Annotated in this window: 14 protein-coding genes and 1 other annotated feature; all 14 genes read right to left on the reverse strand. The window is 51.9% G+C overall.

What is annotated here, in order from left to right; genetic code table 11:
• A complete protein-coding gene (gene mreC / locus AK95_RS29100) occupies positions 1–876 on the reverse strand; it encodes a rod shape-determining protein MreC (protein WP_071223412.1) in 876 nt (291 codons plus the stop codon).
• Positions 877–933: 57 nt separating this feature from the next.
• The gene (locus AK95_RS29105; protein WP_071223413.1) at positions 934–1,968 is read right to left on the reverse strand and encodes a rod shape-determining protein; all 1,035 of its coding nucleotides are present in this window, start codon (positions 1,966–1,968) and stop codon (positions 934–936) included.
• 38 nt (positions 1,969–2,006) lie between these two features.
• Positions 2,007–2,696, reverse strand: a complete 690-nt coding sequence (gene radC, locus AK95_RS29110; RefSeq protein ID WP_009593994.1) for a RadC family protein — start codon at positions 2,694–2,696, stop codon at positions 2,007–2,009.
• Between the two features lie 85 nt (positions 2,697–2,781).
• Positions 2,782–3,393, reverse strand: coding sequence for a Maf family protein (locus AK95_RS29115; RefSeq protein ID WP_071223414.1), 612 nt, complete (start codon positions 3,391–3,393; stop codon positions 2,782–2,784).
• Positions 3,394–3,418: 25 nt separating this feature from the next.
• Positions 3,419–3,661: a DUF4321 domain-containing protein gene (locus AK95_RS29120; RefSeq protein WP_071223415.1), complete on the reverse strand. Its 243-nt coding sequence runs from the start codon at positions 3,659–3,661 to the stop codon at positions 3,419–3,421.
• A 127-nt stretch (positions 3,662–3,788) separates the two neighbouring features.
• Positions 3,789–5,174: an SPOR domain-containing protein gene (locus tag AK95_RS29125; protein WP_071223644.1), complete on the reverse strand. Its 1,386-nt coding sequence runs from the start codon at positions 5,172–5,174 to the stop codon at positions 3,789–3,791.
• Between the two features lie 213 nt (positions 5,175–5,387).
• Positions 5,388–6,764, reverse strand: coding sequence for a UDP-N-acetylmuramate--L-alanine ligase (gene murC / locus AK95_RS29130; RefSeq protein ID WP_071223416.1), 1,377 nt, complete (start codon positions 6,762–6,764; stop codon positions 5,388–5,390).
• 6 nt (positions 6,765–6,770) lie between these two features.
• Complete coding sequence (locus AK95_RS29135; protein ID WP_071223417.1) at positions 6,771–8,174, reverse strand: bifunctional folylpolyglutamate synthase/dihydrofolate synthase; 1,404 nt, start codon at positions 8,172–8,174, stop codon at positions 6,771–6,773.
• Positions 8,175–8,182: 8 nt separating this feature from the next.
• Positions 8,183–10,852, reverse strand: a complete 2,670-nt coding sequence (locus AK95_RS29140) for a valine--tRNA ligase (RefSeq protein ID WP_071223418.1) — start codon at positions 10,850–10,852, stop codon at positions 8,183–8,185.
• A gap of 111 nt (positions 10,853–10,963) precedes the next feature.
• Positions 10,964–11,263 (reverse strand) — a binding site (T-box leader).
• Between the two features lie 253 nt (positions 11,264–11,516).
• Positions 11,517–12,878, reverse strand: a complete 1,362-nt coding sequence (locus tag AK95_RS29150; protein ID WP_071223420.1) for a LysM peptidoglycan-binding domain-containing protein — start codon at positions 12,876–12,878, stop codon at positions 11,517–11,519.
• Positions 12,879–13,041: 163 nt separating this feature from the next.
• Positions 13,042–13,950 (reverse strand): RluA family pseudouridine synthase, encoded by a 909-nt coding sequence (locus AK95_RS29155; RefSeq protein ID WP_071223421.1) that lies wholly within the window; start codon positions 13,948–13,950, stop codon positions 13,042–13,044.
• Positions 13,947–15,242 (reverse strand): glutamate-1-semialdehyde 2,1-aminomutase, encoded by a 1,296-nt coding sequence (gene hemL, locus AK95_RS29160; protein WP_071223422.1) that lies wholly within the window; start codon positions 15,240–15,242, stop codon positions 13,947–13,949. The genes AK95_RS29155 and hemL overlap by 4 nt, the downstream gene beginning before the upstream one ends.
• A gap of 36 nt (positions 15,243–15,278) precedes the next feature.
• On the reverse strand, positions 15,279–16,277 hold the full coding sequence (gene hemB / locus AK95_RS29165) for a porphobilinogen synthase (protein WP_071223423.1): 999 nt from the start codon (positions 16,275–16,277) through the stop codon (positions 15,279–15,281).
• A 55-nt stretch (positions 16,278–16,332) separates the two neighbouring features.
• Positions 16,333–17,889 carry a uroporphyrinogen-III C-methyltransferase gene (cobA, locus tag AK95_RS29170; protein ID WP_071223424.1) on the reverse strand — a complete coding sequence of 519 codons (1,557 nt, stop codon included), beginning with the start codon at positions 17,887–17,889 and terminating at the stop codon, positions 16,333–16,335.
• Between the last annotated feature and the right edge of the window lie 3 nt (positions 17,890–17,892).

Below are 17,892 nucleotides of genomic sequence, written 5' to 3' on the forward strand. Positions count from 1 at the left end.
TTATTCCGGCTCCTCAGGCGTAAAGACGATGATCAGATATTTCCAGTCATCAAACTTGGCCGCCGGTTCGATCGTCGCCGTTCTGCTTTGACCGTATTGGCTCGTCTGAACGCTTATAACTTCACCGATGATCATACCCTGTGGAATAACGCCTCCGGCACCGGATGAAATGATCTTATCTTTTTCCTTAATCGGATCATCTTCCGAAATCCGCGTCATGAGCAGCGTGTTGGTCTTCTCATCATAGCTCTCGACCACGCCAAACGTTTTGTCCTCTTTCCCGATCGCCGTTACCGAAATCGGCTGTGGATTCGGATCCTGAGCGTCCATCGTTGTCAACAGCTTCACCGTTGAGGTGAAATTGCTGACGTTGCTAATAATGCCGACCATGCCGTCCACTGTCGTGACCGACATGTTGGGACGAACCCCATCGCGCTCGCCCAGATCGACGACAAGTGTCCGATTATTGGGGTCCGAATTAACACTTAGCACCTGGGCAGTACGGTATTCATATTTATAACGATTTTTCTGGTTCTCTGTAAAACCTTGTAATTCTTGAAGCTTCTCGTAATTAGCTTTCATCGTGTTGTAATTCGCACTCTCTCGAGAATATTGGGCCACGGCTCTCCGCAGCTCCTCATTCTCTTCATAGATTTCCTTCATGTTCCGTACATCTTCAAAGAAACCCGCTATATAGGCAGCGGGCTTATAAAACACACTTTGCACAAAACCGACCGTATCTTTGACAAATTTTTCAGGCCAAGATAAAGAAGCTCTCGGACCGAGCGTAAACCCCATAATAGCGATAAACGCTACCAGCCCGATGAGCATAATAAACAAACGCTTATTGCCTAGCAGCTTAAACAGTTGCAACACCCTCTAACTTACTGTTTTCTCTCCCAACATTAGGGGTTTACACTTCTATTTTGATTTCTACCGTTTGGAACGGACGGCAGAGCTGCTCCGGGATTTAAACAAGTGAATGTTCTCGAGCGCTTTACCTGTGCCAATGGCCACGCAATCCAGCGGATTCTCTGCAACGATTACCGGCATGCCGGTCTCTTCGGCGAGCAGCTTGTCCAGGTTGCGAAGCAATGCGCCGCCTCCCGTAAGCACGATGCCCCGGTCCATAATATCCGCAGCAAGCTCCGGAGGACATTTCTCAAGCGTAACCTTTACCGCTTCAACAATCGCATTAATGGTATCTGCCAACGCTTCGCTAATCTCATCTGAAGTAATGGTGATCGTCTTCGGCAGCCCCGTCACCAAGTCACGGCCGCGAATTTCCATCGTTTCCACGGTCTCCAGCGGCATGGCGGAACCGACTTCCATCTTAAGCAGCTCGGATGTGCGCTCGCCGATCATCAAGTTATATTGACGTTTGATATAGGAGATAATAGACTCATCCATCTCATCGCCTGCAACGCGTACAGAGCGGCTCGTTACAATGCCGCCAAGCGAAATGACCGCAACCTCTGTCGTGCCTCCGCCGATGTCAACGACCATGCTGCCCGTAGGTTCCCACACAGGCAAATCGGCACCGATTGCAGCTGCAAATGGCTCTTCGATCGTGTAAGCTTCGCGTGCTCCCGCTTGCTTGGTAGCATCTTCAACCGCACGCTGCTCTACCGCCGTAATGCCGGAAGGCACGCATACCATCACGTTCGGATGACGGGGGAATATGGAACGCTGCTTCTGTGCCTGACGAATAAAGTATTTAATCATCGTAGCCGTTGTATCAAAATCAGCGATGACGCCGTCCTTCATCGGACGAATGGCACGAATGTTGCCTGGTGTGCGTCCAATCATTTTCTTAGCCGATTCTCCGACGGCTTCAATGCTCTTCGTATCTGTACGCAGAGCAACCACGGAAGGTTCTCTTACGACAATTCCTTTCCCACGAACATAAACCAGCGTATTTGCCGTCCCCAAATCGATTCCCAAATCTTTCGTAAAACCACCAAACATGATGTATCTCCCTTTCTTCGTCAATCTGAACTATTATATTACATCAAGCCCCGTTCCTTCAAACTTACAAACGATCCGTCCCCAATGATCAGATGATCCAGTACGTCGATCCCGACAATCTGTCCTGCCTCCACTAAGCGTGCAGTCAGCGATATGTCTTCCGGGCTGGGCGTCGGATCTCCGCTAGGATGGTTATGCGCGCACACCAGGGATGCACTGCTGCATTTGATGGCTGCTCTGAACACCTCGCGGGGATGAACGATGGAAGCATTAAGGCTTCCCATCGATAACGTTTCCTGGGCAATGACATGATTTTTCGTATTTAAAAATACACAGACAAAATGCTCTTTCTGTAAATAGCGCATCTGTTCACTGAGCAGTTCTGCCGCGTCATGCGGACTGCGAATAATAACCGGCTCTACATGTCTCGATGCGGCCAAGCGCCGTCCAAGCTCGATGCCAGCCTTCAGCTGAACAGCCTTAGCGGTTCCAATTCCTTTGATTTGCGTAATTTCCTCAATGCTAAGATCAACGAGCTGCCGGATGCCGCCTGCTTCCCCCAGCAGCCGCTGGGCTATATGTACGGCAGATTCCTGGCGGGTTCCGGTCCGAAGCAATATCGCCAGCAATTCTGCATGGCTTAAAGCGCTCGCCCCATATTGCATCATGCGCTCTCTTGGTCGTTCATCATGGGGGATGTCGCGCAGCAATAGCGTAGGCGACTCCATATATTCCCCTCTTTTCTAAGATTTAAATCAGCAGGTCACCGAAACTTCAGGATACCCCTACATTTCGTATGCCGTTGTTCTATATCTATGAATCGGTGAGTACATCCATCCCCATTTCAGACAGCATGTCCGACAGCAGAGAAAGCGGCAGGCCGACAACGTTAAAATAGTCGCCTTCGATTCCTTCCACGATGGTTGCACCCAAGCCTTGAATCGCATACGAGCCCGCTTTGTCAGCAGGTTCCCCGCTCTTTACATAAGCCGCGATCGCGTCATCACTTAACGATTTCATCTTTACGGTTGTCACACGATGAGCGACCTTGGTACGACCAGATTCCCGGTCGACACAAGCCACGCCCGTGTACACGAGGTGAGCCCGTCCTTGAAGCATGGACAACATCCTTGCCGCGTCAGCATGATCCTCCGGTTTCCCGAGGACAAGATCATCGACAACTACAATCGTGTCGCTTCCCACAATGATACCATCTCCCGGATCATCCGTCAGCTTTCGGAGAACCGCTTCCGCTTTACGTAGTGCCAGTGACTCCACAATTCGCTCTGGCGACCACCCATGCGGGGTGTCCTCGTCAGCTTCACTAGGCATAATCTCAAATGGGATACGAAGGGAGGCAATCAATTCCTGACGCCGAGGAGAGGTGGAGGCCAATATGATACGGCGGTTTCTCTTCTCATTCAAGGGGGATAATCTCCTTTGTCATGTCTTAGAGCCTGCGGTATAACCAAAGCGCTGCTATAATGCCAAGCAGACTGAGCAGGCAAAAGTTAAGTTCAAGGTTAATGTCATAACGAATAATGTCAAAATCAGCGCTAGGCGACCACTTAATCGGTGTAGTCGACGTTAAAAACGACAAAGCCTTAACAGGTTGAAGCGCCTTGGCCAGCCATGTTCCCGTCAGCCACCCCAGCAGCAAAAACAAGATTAGCATTCCTTTGTTTTTCTTCATGCATCCTCTTCCCTCGCCATATTTTGACACCCTAATTATTATACGGTGAATCGATAAGCAATACAAACAGAAATCCGGCAGGGGGAACTATTTCCAGTTCCGAGCCGGATTTGACGTAAATTTGAATTTATAGGCCATCCAGGAGTTTCTTTTGGCCCATGACATAGTTCATCATGCCCGTTTGAATCTCCCACAAATGCCCCTTGGATTGATTTTTATTATATTCGGAGAGCGCTGTGATCGAACTGTTCATGGATTGCTCCATCGCTGGCAGCACTGCCCCGGTCTCCGGACCCAAGCCGGCGGACAGCAGCTTCATCGATTGGATCCATTGCTGGTGCAGATTTGTGATTGTAGTCATACTCTCTGACGCCACCGCGCCCGCCTCCTGCTGCCCCAGCAGCGATGCCGATAGCGTACTTAACTCCGATACCAGCTGCCCGCTTATTGTAAAATAGTCCGTCAGCGTCTGCTCCTCGCCCGCAAAGGCAGCCGACTCTTTATTAGGCAGTGCGATTTCCCTCACGTATAATTCGACGCCTTCGGCTTTAAGCTGATTGCTGAGCAGCTTGGCCTGCTCGCGATCTGGTGATACGCCCGCATAAACACGGTTCTCTTCATCCAAATCACCCCCGGCCGCAATACCGGACTGCAGCAGCTCCCCTTTCGCCTGCTCTGCCCGTTCCGGCGTGCTGAACACACCGTACTGAAGCAAATAGAAGATTTGACCCGGAATGCGTGCTGTCGATTCAGTTAACTCTGGTGCGAGTGATGCTCCCGTTCCCCCGGATGAATCAGCCGGTGCTTGGTTAACTGCATCATTGCTTTCAAGCTGCCCCGTGGCAGGATCCTCACCTGCATTACCGCCGTTAAACATGGACAACACCATATACCCAAAAAGCAAACCCGTAACCACAGCCGCGGTCACGGATACGGCCATTTTCCAGAAGGAGGTAGGCTTGCGCGAGCGATAATAACCGTAATCATCGGCAGGTGACTCATATAGATCCTTCTCGGGCCCGAGATTCCAATTCGAATCGTTTGCGCCTGGGCCTACTCTTCCGGAATACGCGTCATCATGAAGATCGTTGAGATCCTCAACCTCACGCATATCGTCATATGTATCGGCAGGATCAAGCCCGTCACCGAACGACCCGTCCTCGACATGATCCATACGTCTTCTTTCCTCAGCTAATCGCCCCCTGGGCCGGGTATGACGCGATGTTCTCCAATCTTGTCCGTTCACATACCGAGTGTCCTCCTCCCGGAGCGGCGGGACGACGCGCAGATGATCATGCTGGATGCTGCTCCTATGTTCAAACGAATTGCCCGCATCGGTAAACCGATCAGTCGTTGTGTCAAACTCGTCGAATGCGAGATGACGGTCATCAACTTGATCATTGCGTCTTGCTGGAACTTTTTGATGCGAATCCCGTTCCTCACGCATATGATCCTTGTAGCTGTCCTTCGGCGGATCGTGATCGAAACGAATCGTCATCCGTGCTTTATTCATATCCACACACCTCACTTGTCCTTCTACACCTAGCTATATGATCAAGCTTGGCAACTTATGAGTGTGCGAAAAACAAAACAAACAGGCTGATCAAGAAAGTGTCTTGATCAGCCTGTATTCTACTTATCGATCCGCTGCTTTGCCTCCGTTCGAAGACAAAAGCCCATGCAATCCCCTGCTGCAGCGAAGCGGCAAAGCATTCTTGCAATCCATTTACTTCTTGCCTTTAATAGACTCCGCTAAAGCAGCGCCGACCTTCCAAATATCGCCCGCACCCATCGTCAGAACCAGATCGCCTTCTTTTACGCGACCTTTGAGATCGCTCAGGACATCTTCTTTGGTAGGCAAATAGCGGGCACCGGCATTGCTGTTCTGGACAATCAGCTCCACCAGCTTACCGGAACTGATACCCTCGATCTGCTTCTCGCCGGCGGGAGAATAAATATCGGTAATGATCACCTCGTCCGCTTCCCCGAATGCGCGGCTAAACGCATCCAGAAGGAAAAAGGTCCTCGAATACCGCTGCGGCTGAAATACCGCAATAATCCGTTTGCCGGTAGCTTTGGCGGCACTGATCGTAGCCTCGATCTCCGTCGGATGATGCGCATAGTCGTCAATCACGAGAATGCCTTCAGCTTCGCCCAGCACCTGGAAGCGGCGCTTAGCTCCGTTGAACTTGACGATGGCCTCTACAATCGCTTCGAACGAGATTCCGCCTTTCAAGCAGCAAATCACCGTAGCCATGGCGTTGTAGACATTGTGTTTACCCGGTACGGACAATTCCACGGTTCCCAGCTCCATGCCGTTATGAAGCATGGTGAAGCTGACGTGACGGTCGCCGAGCACCAGATTCGTTGCCGTATACTCTGCATCCGCGTGAATGCCGTATGTCGTCACATTGCATTTTAGGTCAGGCAAAATCGCCTGAATGTTGTTATCGTCCGCGCAAACCACGGCCGTACCGTCTGCCTTGATCTGGCTGAGGAATTGTACATATGCTGCCTTGAGACGATTGAAATCCCCTTCGTAATTCTCCAGGTGATCGGCCTCAATATTCAGAACAACGCCGAGCCAAGGGTGGTACTGAAGGAATGAACCGTCACTCTCGTCCGCTTCGGCCACCACGTGCTCGCCTTCACCGGCCTTGGCATTCGTGCCAACGTTCATGATTTCCCCGCCGATGATAAACGTCGGATCGACGCCGCATTCCTCCATTACGAGCGCAATCATCGATGAAGTGGTTGTCTTACCATGCGCACCCGCTACGGCGACCCCTTTGCGTTCGTTCAGAAGACGCGCCAGCATCTGCGCACGGTGAAGGACAGGAATGTTCAGCTTCTCTGCTTCGACCCGCTCCACGTTGTCTTGGGACAATGCCGTCGAGTAAACTACAAGGTCCGCGCCCTGGACTTGCTCGGCGGTATGTCCAATGTATATTTTGGCGCCTTTGGCCGCCAGCTTTTCTGTCAATTCTTGCGATGCCACGTCAGAACCCGTGACTTTATAACCCATCTCCAGCATAACTCTTGCAATGGCGCTCATCCCGTAGCCGCCAATTCCTATAAAATGAACATGTTCCGATGTATTCAACAGATATCACCAACCTTTTTCAGAATCGGAAAGGCCCAGGAGGTTGGAACGCACGTCGGCAATCAGGTACAACGTGCCCGACACCACCCCAAGATCCTCCGCTTCCGTCCGTGACTTCAACTCTTCAAGTGCGTTTTTCCAATTTGGTTCTATGATGATTTGCAGTGTATGTTTGGCGTATTTCTCCCTTACCTGCTCTACGATGTCACCAAGCGCCTTGGCGTCCAGTTTCTTCCGGAAATCCGGTTCAGTCAGGATAAGCGTATCCACTATTGGCAGTATATGCTGCAAATACGATTCATGATGCTTATTTGCCAGCATTCCCATCATTAAGTTCAGTTTCCGATACTTATAAATCTGCGGCAAGCTCTTGGCCAAGGTTTCAGCCCCTTCGGGGTTGTGCGCACCATCGAGAACAATCCGCGGGGAGGACTGCACTTGTTCCAGTCTTCCCGCCCAGAAAGTATCCTTAAACCCTCTGCGCAATTCTTCATCATCCACGATGAAAGCCATATACTGGCGAAGCACTTCCAGCGTCATCATCGCAAGCGCGGCATTGGCGCATTGGTGCTCACCCTGCATCGAGATGTCCAGATCCATGTTCCGGAACGGACCCTTAAAACGGAAAGTCTGGCTTTCTTCGTCCCCACGCAGCCGCTCATAGGAGAACTGTTCATCTACGAGATACAGACTTGTACGGTTTTTGACTACCGTTTGTTTCAGAATATCGACTGCCTCCGGCTGAGTTACCGTGCTCACCACAGGAACTCCAGGCTTGATAATGCCAGCCTTTTCCGTGGCGATCTCCTGAATGGTATCACCCAGGACGTCGGTATGGTCCATTCCGATATTCGTGATCACCGAAATGATGGGATGAACGATATTGGTCACGTCCAGGCGACCGCCAAGTCCCGTCTCCCATACCACCACGTCCGGATAAGATACCTCGGCGTAATACAGTATCGCAAGGGCGGTGGACACCTCAAACATGGTGGGCGATCCGAGCCCGGAGCCCGCAATTTCGGCTACAAGCGGTTCTAAGCGATTAGCGAGTTCAAGCAGCGTCTCTTCCGGTATGTCCTCGCCGTTATACTGAAACCGATTGGTAAACTTCGTAATATAGGGAGACGTGTAGGTGCCAACCGTGAATCCCCCTTGAAGCAGAACCTTTGTTAAAAAAGCGCATGTGGAGCCTTTCCCATTCGTTCCGGCCACGTGAATAAATTTTAACCGCCGCTCCGGATGGCCGAGCAGCTCCATCAATCGCTGAATTCTATCCATGCCCGGGCGGATTCCAAACGGAATCAGCCCGTTGATCCAAGCTACCGCTTCCTCATAGGTATGGAACGGAGCTGCCACTGCAGCTGCCGAATGATCAACCATCGTTCTCACCTTCTGGTCCAGATTCATTTTGCCCTTTAGCCTCTCAGTTCTTCGATGCGCGCAGTCACTTTACTGCGTTTGTCCGAGTAATCCGCAAGCTTCGCCCGTTCTTCTTCAATCACCTTTTCAGGTGCTTTCGATACGAAACCAGGATTGTTCAGCTTCTTCTCCACACGCTCGACTTCGCTGTTCAAGTGCTGAATTTCCTTTTCCAGACGCGTGATCTCCTGAGCGATATCGATCAACCCGGCAAGCGGCAGATACATTTCAACACCTGTTACCACGGCGGTCATCGCCTTATCCGGCGCCTCAAGCGCAAGGGAGGATTGATACTCCGACGTGTTGCAGAAGCGGCGAATATAATCCGCATTGCGATCGATGATGCCAGCAATTTGCTCGCTTACCGGCTTCAACTGGAGTTCTACTTTTTTGCTCATCGGTACGTTTACTTCCGCCCGGATGTTACGTACAGCACGGATGACATCCATCAGCAGGTTCATTTCTGTAACGGCTTCCGCATTCTCAAATGCCTCATCATAGGTCGGCCATGAAGCCAACATCACCGTCTCGCCTTCATGCGGCAAATGCTGCCAGATCTCTTCGGAAATGAACGGCATGAACGGGTGGATCAAGCGCATCGTGCGGTCCAGCACATAGGCAAGCACCGACTGCGTCTTTTTCTTGGCCGCTTGATCCTCGCCGTACAGGGACAGCTTAGCAAATTCAATATACCAGTCACACAGATCATCCCAGATGAAATTGTAGAGCAGTCGACCGGTTTCGCCAAATTCGTAGGCATCAATTAGACGCGTAATGTCGCGGGAAGTTTCGTTCAGACGATGCAAAATCCAACGGTCGGCCGTTCCCAGCTCTCCGGAAATGTCGATATCCGCCGCCGTGAAGCCCTCCAGATTCATGAGCGCAAAACGTGACGCATTCCAGATCTTGTTCGCGAAGTTACGCGCTTGTTCCACACGTTCCCAGCGGAATCGAAGATCCTGACCCGGCGTACTGCCGGTCGATATCATATAACGCATGGCATCTGCGCCATACTGTTCAATAACCTCGAGCGGATCGATACCATTGCCGAGCGACTTGGACATCTTGCGGCCTTCGCTATCCCGAACCAGACCATGGATAAGCGTATCTTTGAACGGCATTTGATCCGTAAATTCAAGCCCTTGGAAAATCATCCGCGAAACCCAGAACGGAATAATATCATAACCCGTTACGAGAACGCTTGTCGGATAATAACGTTTGAAATCCTCACTGTCCAGATTCGGCCAGCCCATGGTCGAGAACGGCCACAATGCCGAGCTGAACCAGGTATCCAGCACATCCTCATCCTGTCTCAGATCGTCCTTGCCAAGCTTCGCGCGCGCTTCCTCTTCATTCATGGCAACAACCACTTCGCCCGTGGATTCGGAATACCAGGCCGGAATCCGGTGGCCCCACCACAATTGACGGGAGATGCACCAATCGCGCACATTCTCCATCCAATGCAGGTAGGTTCTCTCGAACCGGTCAGGCACGAAATTTACGCCCTTGCCGGATTTCTGCGCAGTAACGACTGCTTCCGCAAGCGGCTGCATCTTAACGAACCACTGCGTCGACAGATACGGCTCGACAACGGCGCCGGATCTTTCGCTATGGCCAACCTGATGAACATGATCTTCGATACGAAGCAGCACGCCCGATTCCTTCATGTCGCTTACGATCTGCTTGCGGCATTCTGCTCGGTCAAGCCCCTGGTACTTGCCGGCAAATTCATTCATCGTCCCGGATTCATCCATCACGGTGATTTGCGGCAGATCATGTCTCAGACCCATTTCGAAGTCATTCGGATCATGGGCCGGCGTAATTTTAACCGCTCCGCTGCCGAAATCCTTCTCCACGTACTCATCGGCGATAACCGGAATTTCTCGGCCGACAATAGGCAGGACCAATGTCTTGCCGATCATATCTTTATAGCGCTCATCTTCCGGATGAACGGCTACCGCCGTATCACCCAGCATGGTCTCCGGGCGGGTGGTTGCTACGGTAATGGAGCCGCTGCCGTCTTTCAGCGGGTATTGCAAGTGGTACAAATGGCCGTTGACCTCTTTGTACTCCACTTCGATATCGGACAAAGCCGTGCGAGCAGCCGGGTCCCAGTTGATAATGCGTTTGCCGCGATATATAAGCCCCTTATCATAGAGCTTGACGAATACTTCCCGAACCGCTTCTGACAACCCCTCATCGAGCGTGAAACGCTCTCTGGAGTAATCGAGGGACAGGCCGATCTTGGACCATTGGTCACGGATCGTATTCGCATATAGATCCTTCCATTCCCACACTTTCTCCAGAAATTTTTCACGTCCCAGATCGTAGCGGGTAACACCTTCTTCGCGAAGCTTCTGCTCAACCTTGGTTTGCGTGGCGATGCCTGCATGGTCAGAGCCCGGCAACCACAACGCATCATAACCCTGCATCCGCTTTACGCGAATCAGGATATCCTGCAGCGTAAAATCAAGGGCATGGCCGATGTGAAGCATTCCCGTAACGTTTGGTGGAGGAATAACAATCGTATACGGCTCCGCGTCCGGTCGTTTGCCAGCTTCAAAGAAGCCGCCTTCCTTCCAGTACGGATACCATTTTTGTTCGGCTGCCTTCGGATCATACGTCGTCGGCATGTCTAACTGGGATTGGTTTTGTTTTTGATCCATATTTTCGTACCTCCGATACTGTTAATCAGTTTTGCCAACCCGTAATGTTTTAGCCTCCGGGCGTGGACATGGATATCCATGTTTGCGTGAAACAAAAAAAGCCCTTCGTCCTCAAAGGACGAAAGACTGTTCTCTCGCGGTACCACCTTTGTTTCGTGCTTATAATCAATCATTAATCGTATCCTCCCATGAAGAACGTGAAAGGCAAACGATCAAGCACGACACTTTACGCAGATAACGGCTGCGGCCGGCGAACTCTAACCAGGGTAGCGATCGATCCCTACTCTATCTCAAGTCCGCAACTCCGGGGCGACTTCGGCAAGCTGGTTCCTGCGGAATCTCACAGCGCTTGATAGCAATTCCGCTCTCTGAAGGCCATACCTTCCTACTCTTCCCGTTCAACGTTGTTCTAGCTTTAGGAATACCTGTACATATACTATTCAAATATACCGTGGTTGTTGCATATAGTCAATATTTCGAGTGTTTCCGAACGATTTAGACATCATACCTGTCGATCCAAAATAATTATAATACATTGTAATAAAGAAGCCCCGGCTCGTCCGATTCCCCTCTTCTTCTAATCTATTCCCGGCCATACACAAAAACAGGCCAAGGATATCCTACCTTGACCTGCTTGTTCTTACGCGATCGCTTCCTCCGCTGATTACTGGGGAATGTATAATACCTGGCCTTCTTCCACATTCTGCTCGGACATGCGGTTATATAACAAAAGCTCTCGCGGCGTCAGTTGATAACGCTCGGCAATCACGTCGAGTGTCTCCTCACGCTGCACAATGCACATCCGGACCTTGCGGAAAGGCGTTTCCTCATGGCGGTTACCCAGGAACAGACTCTTCCACTCCACGTCCTCGGCCGTTGCGGAGTCAGCCAATTCCTCCGTCTCTTCTTCCTCGTCCCGAGCGGCTTGATCCTGATCCTGAACCGTTCTGCTCGATTGAAGCAACGAAGAGAAGCCTACGCCCGATGCGCTGGTTGTGCTGCTGTTCTTCGTGTTGAAGGCCACCTTTAACTCGGGCTTGGTCGGAACCTCTTCGGCTTTAATGGAAACCTCTTCCGTTATATCATCCATATCCTCCGAAGGGAATTCTTCCTCAGCGAAAACAGGCTGCACTTCCTCCGTTTCCGGTGATTCCAGTACCGGAACGGCATCCACTTCTTCACCCTTACGCTCAATGACACCAGGGAAACTGGCTGCTGAATCTTCTTGCTCCGGCTCGGGCTGGACCGCAGCCCGTTCGAATTGCCATACACTTGGAATCGACGACTCAGCTGCCTGAGCTTCCGTCTCATTATGTAAGGCATATTCGACCGTATCCCGGGCTTCAGACGGTTTAGAAATGCTAATGGTGCTGTCTGCTGAGTCCTGTGAATCCCGTGTTTGGTTCTCATACTGCGCCCAGGATGCCAGATACTGCTGTGTGCGCGCATCCGTCCCGGACTCTTGAGCTCTGGTCTGAGCCTCGTTGAAGTAAGAAGGCGAAGTCGAGTTAGCGTCTGGATGAGTTCCGCTGCCATGAAGCTGGTCGTACGGGTTGGCTGCGAACTGCTGCTCCCCGTTCGAATACAAATCAGTCGCTTCAGGAGCATGTACCACTGTGAATTCCTCATTGGCCCATACTTGGTCGCGGGCTCCCGGAGCCGCCGCCTGAATTCCTTTGAGCGACAGAACCCCTGTAATGTTCAAGCTGCGTTTGGATAACAAATCCACGTCAAAATTCTCGATCTCGACCGCGATGTCATCCAATGATGATACCCGGTTCATCGGTACCGTGATTTCAACCGGGATCCAGTGTTCGAGCGGCTCCGTCTCTCCTGCTTCGGTGTCACCTTTATACAGGCCTGCAAGAAGCAGATGACCCCGAAGCGTAGCCTGGTCCTGCTGACTGATTACCTGAATATGCGGGATCAACTCCGCCTCTTCCAATTCTTCGATTCCCGGCAAATCTTCCGTTAAATTAATACGCTCGTAAATATCGAACCGCAATCCGTAAGACTGGTCAAACACGGGAATGTCCTCCTTTTTGGCATATACTATCCGTGATCTGTTATCACGGCATGAGCCTAAGTTTTGCCACTCAATTTATCTATATGCCGAAAATAGGAGAGCATGACTTTTTTGCGAATTGTGCTTGAAACTTACAGGTTCATTCAGGATCTTGCAAATTTTCTTACCGGTCCGATGTCTCTATGATTCGTTCTCTTAACTCCAACATATCCAGAGGCCAGGGTGCATTCACCTCAATATCCTCGCCCGAGAAAGGATGAGTAAATAGCAGACGTTCGCCATGCAGCGCTTGGCGCGGAAACGCCCCTGATCCTCCGTATAAGGAATCTCCCAGAAGCGGGTGTCCCATATGACTTAGATGCACCCGGATCTGATGCGTCCGGCCGGTTTCCAGTCGAATTTGCAGCAGGCTGGCTTTCGGATACACCTCGGATGATCGAATATGCGTGATCGCAGCCTGCCCGGTTAATGAAACTCTCCGACGGCTTGAATGATAGCGGTCTTTGCCTATCGGCAGATCGATTCTCTTCAGATCCTGAGAGACCCTCCCCTGAACGATAGCCGCGTATATCCGGACGATCTTCTTCTCCCGCATGTCCTCATCAAGCTTTAGCTGCGCATATTCATTCTTGGCGTACAGCACGGGACCTGTTGTATCCTTATCCAGCCGATGAATATGCCGGACTGCCGTATGGATGCCTTCGGCTTCGTAATATGCGGCAACCACATGATTCAGGGTCGTCTCGCGGCTCTCGTTGTCCGGATGGACCGCCATACCGGCCGGTTTATTAGCGACCAGGCAGAAATCATCCTCATACAATACATCAAGCTCCTGCCATCTCGGTTCGATGCCGTAATCCCGGTAAGGAAAAAGGACCAGCCGAAGCCGATCCCCTCTCCATTGTATCCCCTGTTCATGACGAAGCTTACGATACAGCTTCTCGGGCATACCGACCGTTTCCATAAGCCACTTGGCAGCCGCTTCGTTCCGATCCGGCAGACTCAATAGCGCCTTGCCCGGCGTCATCTCCAGCCATTCGCCGCGCTTGCTCCAATTCCCCCCGTAACTCATAGGCTTTTGAAGGCGTTATAGTTGGCTTCAATGGTAGCATCGATATCTTCTACCGTATGAGCGCCCGAGATAAACATGCCCTCGAACTGGGAAGGAGGTACGCTGACTCCCTCTTGGACCATCGCTGCAAAATAACGGCGGAAACGATCCAGATCACTAGTCTTGGCCGTATCGAAATTGACGACCGGCATATTCGTGAAGAAAGGACATACCATGGAGCCGATCCGGTTAATCGTAAGCGGGATACCGAATTCCTGAGCGTTACGCTCAAATCCTGCCTGAAGGCGGGCTCCCCGCTCCTCGAGCTGTTCATAGACGGCAGGCGTCAGCAGGTTCAGGGTCGTGTAACCAGCCGCCATGGCGAGCGGATTACCGCTTAACGTTCCTGCTTGATAGATCGGTCCTGCCGGGGCAATCTGATCCATCAGCTCACGCTTGCCTCCATAGGCACCGACTGGCAGACCGCCGCCAATCACCTTGCCCAAGCATGTCAAATCCGGTGTAACGCCATAACGTCCTTGCGCACAGTTCAGATCAACGCGGAATCCCGTCATCACCTCGTCAAAAATAAGCACGCTGCCATAATCAGAAGTGACCTTGCGAAGACCTTCCAGGAATCCCGGCTGCGGAGGGACCACGCCCATATTGCCTGCCACGGGCTCAACAATAACGGCTGCAATCTCTTCGCCGAACCGCTCAAAGGCAAGCTGTACCGATTCCAGATCGTTATAAGGAACCGCAATGGTGTTGGAAGCAACGCTTTCAGGCACACCCGGGCTATCAGGAAGTCCAAGCGTTGCGATGCCCGATCCCGCTTTAATCAGAAGACTGTCGGCGTGGCCATGATAGGAGCCCTCGAATTTAATGATTTTGCTGCGTCCTGTATAACCGCGCGCTAGACGGATAGCACTCATGGTTGCTTCCGTACCGGAATTCACCATCCGCACGACCTCGATCGACGGCACGCGTTCACAGACGAGCTTCGCCATCTTCGTTTCCAATAGGGTTGGAGCACCGAAGCTGGTCCCCTTGGCAGCTGTCTCCTGAAGCGCTTCAACAACCTCAGGATGCGCGTGACCCATAATCAGCGGCCCCCAGGAACCGACATAATCGATAAAGCTGTTGCCATCGATATCATATACCCGGCTGCCTTCTCCGCGATCGATATAAATCGGAGTTAGTTCAACAGACTTAAACGCACGTACCGGACTGTTGACACCGCCGGGAATATATAACTTCGCTTCTTCAAAAGCAGAACGCGACAAATCTTCTTTTCGCAAATCTTGTCTCATCGTATGCACTCCTAACTCTTTCATCGTTAATGGTTACTAGCTGCGCATCCAGCGTGCTGCGTCCTTCGAGAAATACGTAATGATAATGTCCGCACCGGCACGCTTCATCCCGGTCAGCAACTCCATCACAATCGCCTGCTCACTGATCCATCCCTGCTGAGCAGCTGCTTTAATCATGGAATACTCACCACTCACGTTGTATGCAACAATCGGCAGATCAAACTGGTCTCTCAGCAATCGGACAACATCAAGGTAGGCCATAGCCGGTTTCACCATCAGCATATCGGCGCCTTCCAGCACGTCCGTCTCCGCCTCGCGAAGCGCCTCTCTTACATTAGCCGGATCCATCTGATATGTTTTGCGGTCGCCGAATTGCGGAGCGGAATCGGCAGCCTCACGGAAGGGTCCGTAAAAGGCTGAAGCGTACTTAACGGAGTAAGACATGATCGGCACGTTATAAAATCCGGCTTCATCAAGACCAGAGCGAATGGCTTGGACAAAACCGTCCATCATATTCGAAGGTGCAATTATGTCGGCTCCAGCTTTGGCCTGGGAAACCGCTGTACGAACGAGCAGTTCCAGCGACTCGTCGTTTAATACATCGCCGCAGGTGTGGCCGTCACGCTCAAAGGTATGCACCATACCGCAGTGGCCGTGGTCGGTAAATTCGCACAGACACGTATCAGCAATCACCAAAAGATCGGGATGCCACGACTTGATGAGACGGGTAGCCTCTTGGACTATCCCGTCATCCGCAAAACCGGATGTGCCCACGCTGTCTTTCGTCTCGGGAATTCCGAACAGGAGCACAGCAGGAATGCCTAGACTTACGATTTCGTCTACTTCCTCTTGTAAGGTATCAAGCGAAAAATGATAGACGCCTGGCATGGAGGAAATCTCCGATTTCACACCACTGCCATAGGTCACGAAGATCGGCTGAACCAGATCCTCCGTATGAAGCACGGTCTCGCGGACCATGCTGCGAATGCCGGCATTTTGACGCAGCCGACGATGGCGTACGATTGGAAAACTCATGACGTATACCTCCAAATGATGTAATTTCGTTCACGTATATAAGAGATTATCGATATTATGGCGCAACACGGCGTGGATCGTTCTCGTTCCAAATGCACAAGGCCTTAACCAGACTGTCGACCGTCGCTTCCTCGGCGAGGAGGGATACGTGCAGTCCGGCTTCTTCAGCCGTCTGCGCGGTTAATGGTCCGATGCAAGCAATCGTTGAACCTTTCAACAGTTCGACTGGATCTGCCACGCCCATCCCCTTCAGCACCTTCAGCAGATTGGTAACCGTAGAAGAACTGGTGAACGTAACGGCGTGAATGCCTCCATCTTCAAGCAGCTTCAGCAGCTCATCATCGTCCTCGCCGCACAGCACGTTCTCATAGATCACGGCTTCCGTCACGTGCAGTCCCATTTCCGTCAGCTTCTCCGGCAGCCACTTGCGTGCGAGATCGCCGCGAGGCAGCAGCACGCGCTGACCGGGCTGGAGCTCTGAACCGTAAGCATCGATAAGGCCTTCCGCCTGGTAACGCTCCTTGATAACTTCAGCCACGACACCGTATTTTCCAAGAGCATGGGCTGTCGCGGGGCCAACCGCGACGATGCGGGCCGAGGCTAAGGCGCGAATATCGCGACCATTCTCCTTCAGGTGGCGGAAAAAGAATTCGACTCCGTTCACGCTGGTGAAAAATACCCAGTCATACGTACTCAGCTTGTCCAGTGCTTGTTGAATTCCGGCAAGCCTCTCGCTCTTCGAAGGCATGACGGTTTCGATGACGGGAAACTCATAAGGCTCTCCGCCCAGCTCTTCGATTTGGGATACCAATGCACTGGCCTGGCTTCGCGTCCTTGTGACCAGTATTCTTTTGCCGAAGAGGGGCAGCCGTTCCGCCCACTTCAGGTGCTCCCGCTGAAGCACCACCTGTCCAACAACGATGACCGCAGGCGGCTGAAAATCCGCAGCTTTGACTCTGTCCTCGATGTCCGCCAGTGTCCCCGTCAGCGTATCCTGCTCTGCCCGGGTTCCCCATCTGATAAGTGCCACCGGGGTTTCCGGCGGTCGGCCGTGCTTGATCAGCTGACGACTGATATAACCGATCTTCGCCACACCCATCATAAAAATCAAAGTTCCCGTTGCATTGGTAACCTTGTCCCATTGAATCATTCGGTCCAGCTTTTCGGGACTTTCGTGGCCGGTAATTATCGATAAAGACGAAGCATGGTCACGATGCGTCACCGGAATCCCTGCATAAGCCGGAACACTGATCGCCGAGGTGATCCCCGGCACAATCTCGTACATGATGCCATGACGGTATAACAGCTCCGCTTCTTCACCCACTCTTCCGAAGATCGTCGGATCGCCGCCCTTTAAACGGACAACCATCTTACCTTCCAGAGCATAATCAACCAGCAGCTGATTGATCTGCTCCTGTTTCATCGTATGCCGGTCCGGAAGCTTGCCTACATAGACCTTCTCCGCTCCGGGTTTCATCCATCTTAGCAGCCGAGGACTAGCTAATCGGTCATACACCACGACATCCGCTTTTTCAATGCATTCCTTGCCTTTAATCGTGATCAGGCGTGCATCGCCCGGTCCTGCTCCCACCAGATAAACCTTGCCTGCCATACC

This window comes from Paenibacillus sp. LC231 (genome assembly GCF_001860525.1).
Classification (GTDB): Bacteria; Bacillota; Bacilli; order Paenibacillales; family Paenibacillaceae; genus Paenibacillus_AQ.